We start from the raw sequence: 16,839 nt of genomic DNA, 5'->3' as shown, positions 1-16,839 counted from the left end.
CCCCGGCTTCGCAGCAGCAGTACACGCAGCCCGCACCTCCCCCGCCCGCGCCGGCGCAGCAGCCCTACGGCGGACCCGCACCCGAGCCTCAGTACGCGCAGGCGCCGCCACCGCAGCCCTACGGCCAGGGCGCACCGGCCCAGCAATACGGTCAGGCTCAGCCGCCGGCTGCGCCTCCCGCCGAGGTGAGTCTCACCAAGAACCGCCCGGTCAGTCTCGTCAAGGGCCAGCGCGTGACCCTGCGCAAGGACGGCGGGGTGGCGCTGACCTTCCTTCGCATGGGTCTCGGGTGGGACCCGGTCGAGAAGCGCGGGCTGTTCGGCAACCGCACCGCGGACGTCGATCTCGATGCCTCGGCCGTCCTGTTCGCCGACCACAACATCGTCGACGTCGCGTACTACGGCCAGCTGACGTCGAAGGACGGATCGATCCAGCACCAGGGCGACAACCTCACCGGTGAGGGCGCCGGCGACGACGAGGTCGTGCTCGTCGACCTGACGCGGGTGCCGCCGCACGTCAACACCCTCATGTTCATCGTCACCTCGTACAAGGGTCACACGTTCGAGCAGGTCCGCAACGCGTTCTGCCGCCTCGTCGACGGCACCACCAACGCCGAACTCGCCCGTTACACGCTGCAGGGCGGCATGCCGTTCACCGGCATGGTGATGGCGAAGGTGTACCGGCAGGGACCGGAGTGGAAGCTGCAGGCGATCGGCGAGGGCATCCAGGCCAAGCACCCGGGCGAGGCCGCGCCGCAGCTCGGCCGTTTCCTGGCGACGTAGCCGATGGCCGTCGAGTTCCGGGCGGGGCAGAACGCCCCGCTCGCGGCGCCGTCGGTCCGGTTCACGGCGACCGCGCCGGTCCCGGTCGATCTGTGTGCCCTCGTCGTCGACACCCACCTGAAGGTGGCGTCGTCGCAGGACGTGGTCTTCTACAACCAGCCGAACACCGCGGGTGTCCGGCTCGACGGCAACGCGCTCGTCGTCGAGCCGGCACGGCTGCGACCGGGTGCCGAGAAGGTCCTGTGTGTGCTCGGCGCCGACCGGGTGACCCCGGTGGACACCGCCCTCACCGACGGAGCGGGCACGCTGCTCACGACCTTCCGCATCGATCCGGCTGCGGGCGAGACGGCGCTGCTGTGCTGGGAGATCTATCGGCGCGGCGGCGACTGGAAGATCCGCGCGCTGGGGCAGGGCTATGCGGGTGGTCTGGCCGAATTGTTCCGCGCGCACGGCGTCGAGGTCGACGATCCCGCCCCCGCCGCCCCGTCCGTCGCCGAGGTGCCGTCGCCGGGCGACGCCGCACCGTCGTTCGAGTGGTTGTGGAAGATCTTCGAGGACTCGTCCCGATCCGCGGCGGCGTACCTGTCGGCCTTCGAGTACGCGCAGCACCGCCTCGACGACGACCTCTCGGCCGCGGTCGCCGATCCCGCGACCCGGACCGGACCGGCCGCGGAGCAGGCACGCGCGCAAGCACACCGGCGTTGCCAGGAACTCCTGTCCGCTGCGGAGACCCGGCACCGGGACGACAGCGCCCGGCTCACCGAGGAACTGCACGTCGTCGACGCCGCACTACCGGCGTCGTTGGCGTCGTGGGAGTCTCCCGTATGGCACGCTGCGCCCGCACCGAGCGACGGAATCAGGATCGGTGACCTGTCCGCGCCCGAACGCGGTTCCCTGCGCGTGCCGTTGTGTGTGCCGTTGCCGATGCTGCGCCCACTGTGGATCGACGGCGACGACGCAGCGGCGAGACAGGTCGTCACAGCGCTCGTACTGCGCCTGCTCGCCGCACACCCCGGGTCCCAGCTCGACATCATCGACCCCAGCGGCTGGTTCCCCGAGCTCCGGGAGCACGCCGCCCCCGTGCTCGCCGGACCGCCGGTCGTCGAGATCGGCGGTGTCACACCGAAACTGAAGGGACTGGCCGACAACGCCGAACTGGAAACCCTTGCGGCATCCACCGACGGTGCCTCGACGCAGCGCGAAGCGCGAGTTCTCGTCCTCGCCGGTCTACCGCACGGCTACAGCAGCGACGATCTCGTGCAGGTCCTCCGGCTCACCCAGGTCGCCGGCGCGCAGCGAATCTCGATCGTGATCGCCGGTTCGGCCGACACGGTGGTCGAGGATCCCGCGTTCCGGATGCTGCACGAGAATTCACAGCATCTGCCGGCGACGGCCGAAGGGCACTTCGCGGATCCGTGGACCGGAAGCGATTGGCACTTCACGCCGGATGTGATTCCCGCCGAGGCGGTCGCGGTCCTCCTGCAGCGCGTGACCGCGAAGCTCGGGGCCGTGTGATCTCGTTCCCGCACGGCGAGACGTTCCGGTCAACACTCGGCGGCGGTCTTCTCAGGGCACAGGTTCGATCACCGAATCCATGGATGCGGCTCCCGTGTCGGGCACCCGGGGCTGGTGCCACGCCTCGACGGGGAACGAGATGTTGATCAGCGAGTAGCAGACGTGCAGGAGCCGGACAGCATCGTCCGGCAAGGCATCGAGGTCGAACGTGTCGAGATAGGCGGCCGCATCGGCGAGCCTGGGGAGCGCCGCGTCGTAGAATTTCTGCAGTTCGTCCATGGTGCTCGCCAGGCGCCGGCCGTAGCGTTGTGCCTCGGTCGGCAATGCCCAGTCCGCGAACGGCTCGAGTTCGGCGAAGGCGGAGGGAAGCGACTGTGCCATGACGTTTTCCTTTCCTATCCGGCCGAGTGGTTCGCGGGCGCGTGGGTTTCGCGGTACGCGTCGACGGCCTTCTGTGCCGACGTGTGCAGGTGGCGCAACAGAATTTCCTGATCACACAACGGAAAATGCGACACCACACGGGTTTCGAGCATCTTCTGTGTCGCCTCGAGAGTGTTGGAATCCTGCAGTGCGAATTCCTTGAAGGTCACCGCCGCGATCTCCTGCCGCAGACGATCGGTGGCGTTGCGCGGCGGCGCCATGTACAACGTGCCCTCGAAGGTGTGGCGGTTGTACGCGGTCGGCCAATAGTGGTAGGTGAGAAACCAACCCGGCTCCCACACGACGAGCATGAAGTTCGGGAAGAAGACGTAGGAGTCGAGGCCCCAGGCCGGATGATCGGCCGGGTTGAGCCCGGGTGGCAGGTCGGCGAGTCCGGCGACGTCAGGTTTGTCCCAAGGACCGAAATTGCCGCTGCGCAGGATACGTTCGATGGGCTTGACCATCATGGGATCCTTCGGGGGCGCCATCCCGCCCCACGACGACACCATTCCGTGGGGGCCGTCCAGGTCGTAGTACAAGGCTTCGAACCCGTAGCTCATCAGCTTTCGCGACTCGTCCGACACGTACTGCTTCGCGTGGAGCACGGGCGCGTGGTAGAACTCGGCGAATGCATCGATGTAGAGCTTCCAGTTGCTTCCCACATCAGACCGATATTTGAACACCTGGGTCATCTCACCGAACGGGTACCCTTCGAGTCCGGACGCGAATCTGCCGAGGCTCTCACGCAGTGAGGCGGTGTTCGAATCGTCGAGATTGACGAAGACGAACCCCTCCCACACGTCGACCTGAACGGGTCTGGGGCCGGTGCCGGACTCGCCGTCCTTCGGGCTGCGAAATGCCGAAATTCCCCCGTCCACCTCCTCGACGACGAGAACGGTGGTGTCCGCGACGGCGATGTCCTGGGTGTAGCGGCGTTCCTTGTTCCGAAGTTGTTCGACGCGACCGACATTGAGCCATGAGCGGGCGAAGATCGCCTCACGCTCGAGCTCGTGGTGCTCAGGGCTGATCGAGTCCTCGTACGACATCGGCGCGGTGTCGATTCCGTAGTGCTCGGTCCAGCTTCCTTCCGGTGGTTTCGGGAAGTGCGACATGTGCCCGGGTCCTTCCGACCGATGTGACGCTCCTGCGAAGCCGGCCACGGGTACACCCGATAACATGACCGGCAGTCCAATTCGACGTGTGAACCGAAGATATGGACCGGCAGTCCAGTTGTCAAGGGAGGGATTCGCGGTGTCCGAGCGGCAACCGAAGAAGGAACGAAGCGACGCAGCACGCAATCGTCGGGCCATTCTCGACGCCACCGACGCCCTGCTCTCGGCCAGCGGCTCCGAGCACGTGTCGATCGACGAGATCGCAGCAGCAGCAGGTGTCGGCAAAGGAACGATCTTCCACCGCTTCGGAAGCCGCGCGGAGCTCATGCGAGAACTGGTGCGAGAGCGCGCTCTCACCCTTCGCGACGCAGTGACCGATGGCGAACCACCGCTCGGCCCGGGGGCACCCGCCCCCGAGCGCCTTCTCGCTTACTTCGACGCGATGTTCCGGCTCATCGTCGACAACGTCGAGTTGATGATCGCGTACGACAACTCCACGAGCGAAGCTCAGGAAGACGAGATCAATGTGTTCTGGGCCCGGCACATCGCTGCACTGCTTGCCGAAGCACGACCGGATGTCGACGCCCCCGTCCTCGGCCGCCTGCTCCTCGGCACCCTGAACCCGGATGTGGTCCTGCAGCACATCAGGGCCGGCCAGACCGACCGACTCGCGCAGGCCCTGCGCCACCTCGTCGCATCCGTGGTCGGTGAACCACCGACAGCGACATCCCGACGAACTACATAGGTTTGCCCTATCGCTTCATACGGCCCCTTGTCTTTGTAGCGACCGTCACGCTCGTGATCGACTGAAGTCCCCGGACCCCTCCTCCGCGTGGGCAGATGTCGATCAGGAGTGCCTCGTGAGCGAACTACACCTCCCAAACCGCATCCGGCAGTTGGCTCTCACACAGCCTTCGGCACGGGCGGTCACGGCCGAAGGCGCAACGCTCACGTACTCCGAGTTCGACTCGTACACCAACCGGGTGGCCACCGCGCTGACGGCGATGGTGACTGCACCGGGACGGGTCGGTGCCCTGCTCCGCATGGGATTGCCCGGCGCCGCGACGTTCGCCGCCTGCGCGAAGGCCGGCCTCGTCTTCACCCCGATCAACTGGCGGCTCAACCCCGACGAGATCGCCTGGATCGCGGCCGACGCGGAGATCGGCGTGCTCGTCGTCGACGCGGACTTCGCCGCGGCCGCGCGAGTGGTGGCGGACGCGCTGCCGAACGTGCACATCGTCGTCGTCGGCGACCAAGCACTCCTCGACGGGGCCCGAACATGGGATCAGCTCGTGGGGTCGGGCGACGACACCGACCCGGGCCTGGGCGACGACCCCGAGGCCGAACTCTTGCAGCTCTACACTTCCGGTACCACGGGGAAGCCGAAAGGGGTTGTGGCCGTTCACCGCAATCTCTACAACGTCCCCGAGAACTTCGAGCTGTACGAGTTCCGCGACGATTCCGTCTCGCTGAATGCGCTCCCGTTGTTCCACATCGCGGGGGCCGGATGGATGAGCACGAGCCTGTCCGCGGGACTGCACCTGGTGATGCTCGGCGAGATGCGCCCGGCACTGGTGGCCGCGGCGATCGCCGAACACGGAGTCACCCACGCATTCCTGGTGCCCTCCGCGATCGGCATGCTCCTCGAACACCCCGGCCTCGCCGACCACGACCTGTCCAGCCTGGAACTGATCGCCTACGGTGCATCCCCGATCACGCCCGCGCTGCTCGCGCGCACCATGGACACACTGGGATGCCGGCTCGTACAGCGCTACGGGATGACCGAGACGATGGGTGCGCTCACCGCGTTGCGCGCCGACGATCACGATCCGCACGGCACCCGCACCTACCTGCTGCGGTCCGCCGGTACTCCGCTTCCCGGCACGGAAGTGCAGATCCGGGACATCGTGACCGGGGAGCGGCTTCCGCAGGGCGCGACCGGCGAGATCGTGTCGCGGTCACGCAACAACGTTTCGGGCTACTGGAGGCGCGATGCCGAGAACGCCACGCTCTACACCGACGACGGATTCCTGCGGACCGGAGACGCCGGGCACTTCGACGAGGACGGCTACCTGTTCGTCACCGACCGCGTGAAAGACATGATCATCACCGGTGGCGAGAACGTGTACCCCGTCGAGGTGGAGGCGGTCCTGGCCGAGCATCCGGCCGTCGCCGAGGTGGCCGTGGTCGGACTACCCGACGCACGCTGGGGTGAGGCGGTCACCGCGGTGGTGCGCCTCGCCGACGGCGCCGAGCACCCTTCGGAGGAAGAACTCGTCGCGTTCACGGCAGGCAGGCTCGCGTCGTACAAGAAACCGCAACGGATCCACATCGTCAGCGAACTTCCGCGCAACGCCAGCGGCAAGATCCTCAAACGCACACTCCGCGACACCCTCGGCAGCCGAGCGGAGTCGGCATCATGATCGTCACCGACGATCTCGGCATCCTCCAGCGGGAGGCGTGGGCGGCCGGGACCCTTCCTCCCGTCGAGCAGATCCGGCCGGGTCTGTGGTCGATTCCCGTTCCCATGCCGCGTAATCCACTGCGCTACGTCCTCGTCTACGCCTTCGCGATCGACGACGGCCTCGCCCTGATCGACGTGGGCATGGACACCGAGGAGTCGTGGAACGCCCTGGTCGACGGCATCGCCGACACCGGCCACCACATCTCCGACGTCCGCTACGCCGCGATCACCCATCTGCACCCGGATCACTTCGGTCTCGCTCCGCGCCTGCGGGAGACGACCGGCGCGGCCATCGCGATGCACGCCGCCGAGGCCGTGGCGCTCGGTCACCAGACCCCCGCCGACGTCGACGCCGATGTGGAGGCATGGCGGGTGGATCTCGTCGGGCTGGGCGCTCCCCCCGAGGTCGTCGAGGCCGAGCGGTTCGCTCTCGTGCGGTTCGCACCCGGGGAATCCGCCGACGTGGTGCTGAACCACGGCACCACGCTCGACCTGCCCGGATGGAACCTCGAAGCGGTCTGGACGCCGGGCCACACCCCCGGTCACCTGGCATTCCTCGACCGCGACCACGATCTGCTCTTCAGCGGTGACCACATGCTGCCACGCATCAGCCCGAACATCTCGTCCGGCCCGGACGAACTCCCCGATCCGCTGCATCGCTACCTGCTGTCGCTGCACGCGACGACGCGGCTGCCGGACTGCGAGGTCCTGCCCGCGCACGAATACCGGTTCCGCGGGGCCGGCGAACGCGCCCGTCAGTTGATGGCCCATCACGACGCCCGGCTCACCGAGATCCGTGACACGGTCGAGGCGCGGCCCGAATCGACGGCGTGGGAGATCACTGTCGCCGTGACGTGGTCGCGGCCCATCGACACGCTCTCACCGCGCCTGCAGCGCCTCGCCGTCCGCGAAACCCAGGCGCACCTCATCGTCCTCGCCGATCGTGGCGAGATCCGTTCCGACAGCGGTATTCCCGCGCGGTGGTCCCTCACCCGCACAGACACGAAGGAAAAGTGACATGAGCGTTGTCCTGACCGAATTCGCCGACGGTGTAGCCGTTTTCACGCTGAACCGCCCGGAGGCGAAGAACGCGATCGACCTCGAGGTGTCCAAGGCCCTCGCCGCGGCGATCGACGAGTTCGAGGCGCGCCCGGACCTGACCATCGGTATCCTCACCGGTGCGGGCGGAACATTCTGTGCCGGAATGGACCTCAAGGCGTTCGCCCGGGGCGAGCGGCCGTCGATCCCGGGACGCGGCTTCGGTGGCCTCACCGAGGCGCCGCCCACGAAACCGCTCATCGCTGCCGTCGAAGGCTGGGCGCTGGCCGGTGGCTGCGAGCTCGCGCTGTCCGCCGACCTGATCGTCGCCTCACGCGAAGCGAAGTTCGGAATTCCCGAGGTCAAGCGCGGACTGGCGGCTGCCGCGGGCGGCCTGCTGCGCCTGCCGAAGGTCCTCCCCTACCCGCTTGCCATGGAGATGGCCATCACCGGCGATCCGCTCACCGCCGAGGTCGCTCACCGGCACGGTCTCGTCAACCGCGTCACCGAGCCGGGCGAGGCCCTGACCGTCGCAAAGGAACTCGCCGCGCGGGTCGCCGCGAACGGCCCCCTCGCCGTCCGCGCGACCAAGCAGGTCGTGTCGATGTCGGTGAACTACACCGACCCGGACGCATTCGCCGCGCAGCGCAAGTTCATCGAACCCGTTTTCGCCTCCGCCGACGCCCAGGAAGGTGCCCGCGCTTTCGCCGAGAAGCGCACGCCCGTCTGGAAGGGCGAGTGAGCATGTCCGACATCACGGTCGAGCGCGACGGCGCGGTCGCCACCGTCACGCTCGACCGTCCCGGGCGCAAGAACGCCATGACACTCGACGCGTGGGTTGCGCTGCGCGAGGCCTTCCACGATCTCCAGCGCGACGACACCGTGCGTGCGGTGATCCTCACCGGCGCGGGCGGCAACTTCTGCACCGGCGCCGACATGGACCGGCGCGGGGGCATGCACCCCCTCGACCGTATGCGGGAGATCAATACGGCTGCACTGGCGGTCGCCGAGTTCTCGAAACCGGTCGTCGCCTCCGTCGAGGGCTACGCGGTCGGCGCCGGCTGGAACCTGGCGTTGCTGTGCGACGTCGTCGTCGCGTCCCGCACCGCGAAGTTCAGTCAGATCTTCGCGCGGCGCGGACTGTCGGTGGACTTCGGCGGATCCTGGATCCTGCCCCGCCTCGTCGGCCTGCACCAGGCCAAACGACTGGTCATGCTCGCCGACATCGTCGACGCCCAGGAGGCGTTCGCGCTGGGGCTGGTGACCGAACTGGCCGATCCCGCCGACCTGGGGACCCGAACCGCCGCGCTGGCCGCCCGGCTGGCGGAGGCACCTCCCGTCGCGGTGAGTCTGTCGGCTCGCCTGCTCGAGGAAGGTTCGGCGTCGACGCTGCGCGAAGCCCTCGACAACGAAGCCCGTTCCCAGGCGGTCAACCACGCAACCGACGCCCCGGGCGCGATTCGTGCATTCGTCGAGAAACGCGCACCGTCGTTCACCGGTGACTGGCAGATCACGTGAATCGCCTACGATAGTCGGGTGGACCTGCATCTCGTGACCTACTTCGTCGCTGTCGTCGACCACGGTGGGATCACGAAAGCGGCGCAGTCACTCTATATCTCGCAACCATCTCTGTCGCAGGCGATTCGCACACTCGAACGTCGCCTGGGTACAACGCTCTTCGACCGGACCGGCCGTCGTCTCACCCTGACCGACGAGGGCCGGTCCTTCGAGGTCGCTGCGCGTCGCATCCTCGCCGACGTGGACCGCGCGAAGAGCAAGGTCGCCGCCGTCCGTGAACTCACCTCCGGCCGCATCGAGATCGTGACCTACTCGGCGTTCTCCATCCATCCCGTCATCGAGATGGTGCGGCGATTCCGCAACCGCTACCCCGGCATCCTCGTGCGGGTCGTGGCCACCGACGGGCCGGCCGGTGTGCACACGGCGCTACGGCGCGGTGAAGCGGAGATCGGGGTGACCGATCTGTCCGTCGAACACGCAGGCATGATCACCGTTCCGATCGGCGAACAGGAACTGGTCCTCGCGATTCCGCCGAACCTCGCGACAGGGCTCCCGAATCCGGTGCCGCGCTCCGCCGTCTCCACGATCCCGCTCGTCGTCGACCTCACCAATCGATCCGATGCGGTGCAGACGGGGGATCTCACCGACGGCAGGGACTTCGACATCGCGGTCGACTGCGCACATCCCTCGGCGACCTGGGAACTCGTGATGCGCGGGACCGGAGCGACCCTCGCCCCCCGGCAGGTCGCCGAGGCGCAGATGCCCACCGCCGAGGTGCGTTCGCTGGATCCACCGCTGTCGCGACCGGTGGGCCTCGTGCTGCGCGCCGGGGAACCGTCCCCCGCGGCCGCCGCGTTCGTGGCGACCGCAACCAACCGGACGACGGGAGCGTAGCCGCACATGGAGTTCCGACAGGTCGAGTACTTCCTCGCCGTGGTGGAGAACGACGGCATCAACGGCGCGGCAGCCGCACTCGGGGTGGCGCAGCCGACGGTCTCACAGGCCCTGCGCAGCCTCGAGCGCGAACTCGGCGTGCAACTGTTCCACCGGATCGGCCGCGGCATGGTGCTCACCGCGGCCGGACACAGTCTGATCGGCCCCAGCCGCCAGATTCTGCGCGATGTGGGCGGCGTGGAAGACCTGTTCACGTCCACGGACGGGGAGATCACCGGTCGCCTCGACATGGCCGTGTTCCCGGCGCTCGCAATCGATCCTCTCGTCGAACTGGTCGCGCAGTTCCGCAACAACCACCCCAAGGTGGCGGTCCGGTTCGGGGAATTCCGCAGCGAGGAGACCGCAGCCTCGCTCATCCGCGACGGCCACTGTGAATTCGTGGTGTCCCACCTCCCCATCGAAGGTGGCTACGGTCTCGAGGTCATCGAACTCGGCGAGCAGGAGTACTGGCTCGCCTACCCGCCGGGCACCGACCTTCCGGAGGGGCCGGTCGCGCTCGCCGCGATGCCGGACATCCCGATGGTGCTGGTGCCCCGCGGGGGCGGAGTGATGGGTGACAGCATCGATTCGGCGATGCGGCGGGCCGGTGTCCGGCTCGACGTCGGAGTGGTGACCGACCACCGCGAAGCCCGGCTGCCGATGGTCCTCGCAGGGCTCGGCGGCTCGCTCGTCGAACGCACGCTGGCCGAATCCGTGCAGGACATCGCGGTCGTGCGCCCCTGCGAACCCACGTTCACCCGCGCGTTCGGGCTGGTGTTCGATCCGTCCTCGTTGTCCTCGGTCGGTCAGGCGTTCGTCGATCTGGTGCGATCGGCGAACGCCTGACCCGTCAGCCGGGCTCGGATCAGGCCACGCGCTCGAAGATCGCGGCCAGACCCTGCCCGCCGCCGATGCACACGGTTTCGAGTGCGTAGCGGCCGTCGCGGCGGTGCAGTTCCCGCGCGAGGGTCGCCAGCATGCGTCCACCGGTCGCGCCGACCGGGTGACCCAGCGAGATTCCCGAGCCGTGGATGTTGGTGCGCTCGAAGTCCGACGGGGCGAACTTCCATTCGCGGGTGACGGCGAGCGCCTGGGCCGCGAAGGCCTCGTTGAGCTCGATGACATCGACGTCGGCGAGGGTGATGCCGGCCTTCGCGAGAGCCTTGTCGGTCGCCGGGACCGGGCCGATACCCATGATCTTCGGTGCGACACCGGCCAGCCCCCACGAGACGATCTTCACGAGCGGGGTCAGTCCCAGCTCGGCGGCCTTCTCCGGGGTGGTGACGAACGCCATCGACGCGGCGTCGTTCTGGCCGCTCGCGTTGCCGGCGGTGACGGTGGCCTCGGCGTCCTGCTTGCCCATGATCGGCTTCAGGGCGGCGAGCGTGTCGAGGCTGATGTCGGCGCGCGGGTGCTCGTCGGTGTCGATGACCTGGTCGCCCTTGCGACCGGTCACGGTCACCGGGACGATTTCCTCGGCGAGCACCCCGTTCTGCTGCGCGGCGACGGCCCGCAGATGCGAGTTCAGGGCGAGTTCGTCCTGCTCGGCACGGGAGATCGAGTATTCGCGGCGCAGGTTCTCCGCGGTCTCGATCATGCCGCCAGGCACCGGGTAGAACTTGCCGCCGGCCGTCTCCCGAGCGCGGACCAGACCGTCGTGCATGCGCACGCCGGTGCGGGCGCCGCCCCAGCGCATGTCGACGGAGTAGAACGCGGCGTTGGACATCGACTCGGCACCACCGGCGACCACGACGTCGTTGTCGCCGTTGCCCACCTGGAACGCGGCCTGGATCACGGCTTGCAGACCCGAACCGCAGCGGCGGTCGACGTGCATGCCCGGCACCGTGATCGGCAGCCCGGCGTCGAGCGCGACGACGCGGCCGATCGCGGGCGCTTCGCTGTTGCCGTTGCAGTGACCGAGGATGACGTCCTCGATCGACTCCGGCGCGATCCCGGTCCGCTCGAGCAGACCCTTCAGGGCGGCGACACCGAGATCGACTGCGGTGAGGGACTTGAACATTCCGCCGTAGCGGCCGATCGGGGTACGAACCGGTTCGCAGATGACTACGTCGCGCATGATGACCTTTCGGGAGGGAGCAGGTGGGGTTGTCGCGTCCGCGGCGCGGTCACATGAAGCGGCCGCCGGTGACCTCGAGGACCGTCCCGGTCATGTACGAGGACATGTCGGAGGCGAGGAACAGTGCAACAGAAGCGATCTCGTCGACCTCACCCGGACGGCCCATCGGGATCTCGCTCATCTTCTGATCCCACGCCTTCTGCGGCATCGCCTCGGTCATCGCGGAACGGATCAGGCCCGGCTGGATCGCGTTGACGCGAACACCGTGGTGCGCCATCTCCTTCGCGGCGGCCTTCGTCAGGCCGACGATGCCCGCCTTCGCGGCCGAGTAGTTGGTCTGGCCGACCATGCCGACCTTGCCCGACAGCGACGAGATGTTCACGATCGCACCGCGCTTGGCCTCCCGCATGATCGCCGACGCCTTGCGGGTGCCGTGCCAGGTGCCCTTCAGGTGCACCGAGATCACCAGGTCGAAATCTTCTTCGGTCATCGTCCGCATCGTCGCGTCGCGGGTGATGCCGGCGTTGTTGACGACGACGTCGAGCGAACCGAATCCGTCGACCGCCTCGGCGAGCAGAGTGTCCCAGTCCGCGGACTCGACGACGTTCGCCTTCACCGCGCGGGCGACGTCACGGCCACCGAGCTTCTCGGCCGCCGCGGTCGCGGCATCGAGGTCGAGGTCGCCGATGACGATCTTGGCGCCCTGCTCGACGAACGACTGGGCGATCGCGAAACCGATACCCTGGGCGCCACCGGTGATCACGGCAGTACGGTTCTCCAGCAAAGACATGCGAATCCTTTCGGCATGCGACCTTCCGGACATTCCGGGGGAAGGCACACGAACGGCAGGTGCGGACGCTCCGCACGAGGTTGATGGTCCGAATATAGCGGCGCAACCACCCCGAATGCCCCGCCGGAATCATCGACAGTGCCTATACGGAGATACTCCATTCGTATTGGACACATCGGCCGGGACGGTCGATGGTTGATTCCATGACCACTTCGTCGACATCCACCACGTCCGCACCGGCCCCCGAGGTCGACGACGACGACTTCCAGGAGATCCTCGCTCAGACGCGCGCATTCGTGCGCAACGTGGTGGTCCCCCGCGAACAGGAGATCGCAGACACCAATGCGATCCCGGACGACATCCGCAACGCCGCCAAGGAGATGGGGCTGTTCGGATACGCGATTCCCCAGGCGTGGGGCGGCCTCGGCCTGAACCTGCAGCAGGACGCCGAGCTGGCCATGGAACTCGGCTACACGACGCTGGCGCTGCGCTCGATGTTCGGCACCAACAACGGCATCGCCGGGCAGGTTCTCGTCAACTTCGGCACCGACGAGCAGAAGGCGCAGTGGCTCGAGGGCATCGCGTCCGGCGAGGTCGTCGCGTCGTTCGCGCTCACCGAGCCCGGCGCCGGCTCCAACCCGTCGGGCCTGCGCACCAAGGCGGTCCGTGACGGCGACGATTGGGTGATCAACGGCGAGAAGCGCTTCATCACCAACGCGCCGCTGGCGAACCTGTTCGTCGTGTTCGCCCGTACCCGTCCCGCCGACGAGAACGGCACCGGCATCGCGGTGTTCCTCGTCCCCGCGGACACTCCGGGTGTCCAGGTCGGCAACAAGGACAGCAAGATGGGCCAGGAAGGCGCGTGGACCGCGGACGTCGCGTTCACCGACGTGCGGGTGCCGGCGTCCGCCCTGGTCGGCGGCAGCGAGGACGTCGGTTACAAGGCGGCGATGGTGTCGCTCGCGCGCGGTCGCGTGCACATCGCCGCGCTGTCCGTCGGACAGGCGCAGCGCGCCCTCGACGAGTCGGTCGCCTACGCGGCCACCGCGACCCAGGGCGGCAACCCGATCGGAAACTTCCAGCTGGTGCAGGCGATGATCGCCGATCAGCAGACCGGTGTGATGGCCGGTCGCGCGCTCGTGCGCGATGCTGCGAAGGCGTGGGTCGAGGAAACCGATCGTCGTATCGCTCCGTCGGTCGCGAAGCTGTACTGCACCGAAATGGTCGGCAAGGTAGCCGATCTCGCGGTACAGATCCACGGCGGCACCGGATACATGCGCGAGGTTCCGGTCGAGCGGATCTACCGTGATGTTCGCCTGCTGCGCCTGTACGAGGGCACCAGCGAGATCCAGCGTCTGATCATCGGCGGCGGACTCGTCAAGCAGGCTCAGCGCGGCTGAAAACTGCTGTAGCAGAACGAGAACACGGCCCCGGTTCGCATCGCGAACCGGGGCCCTGTCATGTCTGCGCCGCGATCGTCAGGCGGCAGCCTTGCGCGCGACGACCTCGATCGCGACGAGATGGTCGCGGTACTTGGTGAACACCGACCGCATCTGCAGCACGCGGGCACGAGCGTCAGAGTCGCGCAACACGTTTCCGACGAACTTCACGGTACCGAGCAGTCCTTCGTCGGCGAGGATGCGCGACGGATCGAGCAGCTTCATCGGGGCGAAGCCGACGACGTCGACCTCGAATCCGGCCTCGACGAGAAGGTCCTTCCATTCCCGGGCGGTGAGCGGGCGGGCGTTGACCTTGATGGAGCGGGCCAGCGCCTTGCGGATCTCGGTCTTGACCTCGTCGCCGACGTCGTCCGGTTCGATCGCGAGTTCGTGGATGACGTAGCGGCCGCCGGCGCGCAGCACGCGGTGCGCTTCGGCGGCGATCTCCGACTTGTGTCTGTCGGTCTGCATCGTCAGCATCGCTTCGCCGACTACGACGTCGACGGAGGCATCACCGAGACCGGTCTTCGCGGCGTCCCCGGACACGACCGTCCCGTTGCCGGCGATCGCGCGACGGGTGAGATCCGCTGCGTGCGGATCGGATTCGACGCCGGTGTAGCTCTTCGGACCGGCGGCCACGATCTCCTGTGCGGTGCGCCCGAGACCGGGGGCGAGTTCGACGACGTCGGCACCGGCGAGCTTCGCGTCGGCGAGCATCCGCTCGGTCAGCTCCTTGCCGCCCGGCCGCAGGACTCGTTTGCCGAGCCGCGCGAGCAGCCAGTGCCCCGGCACATGTGCGGCGTCGCGTTCGGCGAGGGGGAGCTCGCCCGAGCCGGATCCCGTGGCGCTCTCGTCGTCGCTCATGCCGTCCTCACTCAGCTTAGGCTTACTTTAGAGGAATAATGTACGGTAATTTCCCGTGAGCGGGAAGACCGGAAACACCGAGTGGCGGCGCCCCCGTGGGGACACCGCCACTACCGGACCGCGGGGTGAACTCCCCGTCGCCCGAGCGAATGTACCGTTCGTCTCCTTCAACCGATCGAGCGTGCCATTCGCTCGGACGGGCGGGAGCGGTTACGTCCGTCAGTTCGGCTGCGACACCTCCGACAGACGCGACCGCAGGTCCGTCTTGAGGATCTTGCCCGCCGCCGAGGTCGGCAGCGCGTCCAGCACCACGACATCGCGGATCTTCTTGTAGGGCAACACCTGTTCCGCGACGAATGCCATCAGTTCGTCCTCGTCGATGTCGGCGCCGGCACGCGGCACGACGAACGCGACGGGCTCCTGCCCGACCGCCCCGACATCACGGCCGATCACCGCGGCCGTCGACACCGCCGGGTGCGAGACCAGGATCTCCTCGAGCTCACGCGGATACACGTTGTAGCCCTTGTAGATCAGCATGTCCTTCGCTCGGTCCGCGATGAACACGTAGCCGTCCTCGTCCTTGTAGGCGATGTCGCCGGTGTCGAGCCACCCGTCGACGTACTGCTGCGCGGTGATGTCCGGATGGTTCAGGTAGCCGTCGGTGACCTGCGGTCCGCGCACCCACAGCACGCCGAGTTCGCCGGGTGCGACGCCCACGGCCGTGTCGCCCTGCGCGCGGATCTGCACCTCGGTGTCGAAGATCGGGATCCCGACACTGCCGAGGCGATAGTCCGTGCCGACGCCCAGCGGGTTGGCGGTCACCACGCACGTCGCCTCGGTCAGGCCGTAGCCCTCGGTGACCCGCGCATTGGGGAACGCCTTGACCAGCGCGTCGAGCGTGCCGCGATCGATCGGGGCGGCACCGGAGGAGACGACCCGCACCGACGAGGTGTCGCGGGCTGCGACATCCGGATGGGTGGCGAGCGAATGCCACATAGCGGGGCTGCCCGTGACATAGCTGGCCTCGTGCCGCTCGATGAGTTCGAGCATGCGCGCGGGGTCGAACCGGCCCGCCATCACCTGGGTCAAACCACACATCAACAGGAACGACGTGTTGATCAGCGCGTGCGCGTGGAAGAGGGGCGACACCACGACAGTCGACCCGGCGCCGGGCTGGACACCGTAGATGTCGAGTTCTTCGATCGGATCGAGTGTGACGAGGCCGCCGGCGGTCTCGGTCACGGCATGCCCGGCACGCCACGCGCACATCTGGGTGACGTTCCCGACGACGTTGCGGTGCAGTACCCGCACGCCCTTCGAGATGCCGGTCGTGCCGCCGGTGAAGGCGAGGTGCGCCACGTCGTCGCCGGTGACGTCGGCGGGCGCGAAGTCGGTGGGCCGTCCGGCGAGGAACGCGTCGAATCCGACGACCGTCCCGTCGCCGACGACACCGTCACCGGCGACGACCATCGTCGTGAGCGATGTACCGGCCGCGGCGTCCCGCAGGGTCTGCACCTGCGCGGGCTGGCTGACACCGACGACCGCGCCGGTTTCCTCGATCTGACGGCGCAGCCCCGGCAGCGGCTGCAGCGGGTTGACCGGGGTGACGGTCGCGCCGGCCCGCAGCGTGCCGTAGTACGCGATGACGAACTCGATGCAGTTGCCGATGTGCAGCAGCACGACGTCGCGCGGACGCACACCGGACGCGGCGAGCGCGCTCGCGAACTGCGAGGACCGCTCGTCGAGTTCGCGGTAGGTGCAGGTGCGGTCACCGTCGACGACGGCCGGTCGATCCCCGTATCGCGCACCCATGCTCGACGCCCACACAGCCATGGACACCTGCGGGTAGATCAGGTGCTTGTCGGTCAGAGTCTTGAGATCCATTGC

16 protein-coding genes are annotated in these 16,839 nt (G+C 67.9%); 10 read left to right on the top strand and 6 right to left on the bottom strand.

Annotated elements, in window-relative coordinates:
* A partial coding sequence (locus A8G15_RS01395) for a TerD family protein (protein WP_169833848.1) occupies window positions 1–782 on the top strand: 782 nt, incomplete at its 5' end.
* Between the two features lie 3 nt (window positions 783–785).
* Window positions 786–2,297: a TerD family protein gene (locus A8G15_RS01390; RefSeq protein WP_068154631.1), complete on the top strand. Its 1,512-nt coding sequence runs from the start codon at window positions 786–788 to the stop codon at window positions 2,295–2,297.
* 51 nt (window positions 2,298–2,348) lie between these two features.
* Here the strand turns inward: A8G15_RS01390 and A8G15_RS01385 are convergent, their stop codons facing one another.
* Window positions 2,349–2,678: a hypothetical protein gene (locus A8G15_RS01385; RefSeq protein WP_068154630.1), complete on the bottom strand. Its 330-nt coding sequence runs from the start codon at window positions 2,676–2,678 to the stop codon at window positions 2,349–2,351.
* Between the two features lie 14 nt (window positions 2,679–2,692).
* Window positions 2,693–3,829 carry an aromatic ring-hydroxylating dioxygenase subunit alpha gene (locus A8G15_RS01380; protein ID WP_068154627.1) on the bottom strand — a complete coding sequence of 379 codons (1,137 nt, stop codon included), beginning with the start codon at window positions 3,827–3,829 and terminating at the stop codon, window positions 2,693–2,695.
* A 139-nt stretch (window positions 3,830–3,968) separates the two neighbouring features.
* Here A8G15_RS01380 and A8G15_RS01375 point away from each other — a divergent pair, with 139 nt between their 5' ends.
* The 7 genes from A8G15_RS01375 to A8G15_RS01345 all read left to right on the top strand — a co-directional run bounded on the left by A8G15_RS01375 (window position 3,969) and on the right by A8G15_RS01345 (window position 10,628).
* Window positions 3,969–4,574, top strand: a complete 606-nt coding sequence (locus A8G15_RS01375) for a TetR/AcrR family transcriptional regulator (protein WP_068154625.1) — start codon at window positions 3,969–3,971, stop codon at window positions 4,572–4,574.
* A 115-nt stretch (window positions 4,575–4,689) separates the two neighbouring features.
* Window positions 4,690–6,252, top strand: coding sequence for a long-chain-fatty-acid--CoA ligase (locus A8G15_RS01370; protein WP_068154624.1), 1,563 nt, complete (start codon window positions 4,690–4,692; stop codon window positions 6,250–6,252).
* Window positions 6,249–7,310, top strand: coding sequence for an MBL fold metallo-hydrolase (locus A8G15_RS01365; protein ID WP_068154621.1), 1,062 nt, complete (start codon window positions 6,249–6,251; stop codon window positions 7,308–7,310). The genes A8G15_RS01370 and A8G15_RS01365 overlap by 4 nt, the downstream gene beginning before the upstream one ends.
* A gap of 1 nt (window position 7,311) precedes the next feature.
* Window positions 7,312–8,073: a crotonase/enoyl-CoA hydratase family protein gene (locus A8G15_RS01360; RefSeq protein ID WP_068154620.1), complete on the top strand. Its 762-nt coding sequence runs from the start codon at window positions 7,312–7,314 to the stop codon at window positions 8,071–8,073.
* A 2-nt stretch (window positions 8,074–8,075) separates the two neighbouring features.
* Entirely contained in the window at window positions 8,076–8,849 is a 774-nt protein-coding gene (locus A8G15_RS01355) for an enoyl-CoA hydratase/isomerase family protein (RefSeq protein ID WP_068154618.1), read from the top strand.
* Between the two features lie 18 nt (window positions 8,850–8,867).
* Window positions 8,868–9,743, top strand: a complete 876-nt coding sequence (locus A8G15_RS01350) for a LysR family transcriptional regulator (RefSeq protein ID WP_068154616.1) — start codon at window positions 8,868–8,870, stop codon at window positions 9,741–9,743.
* 6 nt (window positions 9,744–9,749) lie between these two features.
* Window positions 9,750–10,628: a LysR family transcriptional regulator gene (locus tag A8G15_RS01345; RefSeq protein ID WP_068154614.1), complete on the top strand. Its 879-nt coding sequence runs from the start codon at window positions 9,750–9,752 to the stop codon at window positions 10,626–10,628.
* A 19-nt stretch (window positions 10,629–10,647) separates the two neighbouring features.
* Here A8G15_RS01345 and A8G15_RS01340 read toward each other — a convergent pair whose 3' ends face one another.
* Together A8G15_RS01340 and fabG are read right to left on the bottom strand one after the other, a co-directional pair.
* Window positions 10,648–11,859: an acetyl-CoA C-acetyltransferase gene (locus A8G15_RS01340; RefSeq protein WP_068154610.1), complete on the bottom strand. Its 1,212-nt coding sequence runs from the start codon at window positions 11,857–11,859 to the stop codon at window positions 10,648–10,650.
* Between the two features lie 49 nt (window positions 11,860–11,908).
* Complete coding sequence (fabG, locus tag A8G15_RS01335; protein ID WP_068154608.1) at window positions 11,909–12,649, bottom strand: 3-oxoacyl-ACP reductase FabG; 741 nt, start codon at window positions 12,647–12,649, stop codon at window positions 11,909–11,911.
* Between the two features lie 203 nt (window positions 12,650–12,852).
* Here fabG and A8G15_RS01330 point away from each other — a divergent pair, with 203 nt between their 5' ends.
* A complete protein-coding gene (locus tag A8G15_RS01330) occupies window positions 12,853–14,049 on the top strand; it encodes an acyl-CoA dehydrogenase family protein (protein ID WP_068154606.1) in 1,197 nt (398 codons plus the stop codon).
* A gap of 78 nt (window positions 14,050–14,127) precedes the next feature.
* Here A8G15_RS01330 and A8G15_RS01325 read toward each other — a convergent pair whose 3' ends face one another.
* Together A8G15_RS01325 and A8G15_RS01320 are read right to left on the bottom strand one after the other, a co-directional pair.
* The gene (locus A8G15_RS01325) at window positions 14,128–14,952 is read right to left on the bottom strand and encodes a class I SAM-dependent methyltransferase (RefSeq protein WP_068154605.1); all 825 of its coding nucleotides are present in this window, start codon (window positions 14,950–14,952) and stop codon (window positions 14,128–14,130) included.
* 219 nt (window positions 14,953–15,171) lie between these two features.
* Entirely contained in the window at window positions 15,172–16,836 is a 1,665-nt protein-coding gene (locus A8G15_RS01320) for a class I adenylate-forming enzyme family protein (protein ID WP_068154603.1), read from the bottom strand.
* Between the last annotated feature and the right edge of the window lie 3 nt (window positions 16,837–16,839).

Origin of the sequence: Rhodococcus phenolicus (genome assembly GCF_001646785.1) — a bacterium.
Lineage (GTDB): Bacteria > Actinomycetota > Actinomycetes > Mycobacteriales > Mycobacteriaceae > Rhodococcus > Rhodococcus phenolicus.
The sequence above is the reverse complement of the archived record's forward strand: the minus strand, read 5'-3'. Positions and strand labels throughout refer to the sequence as shown.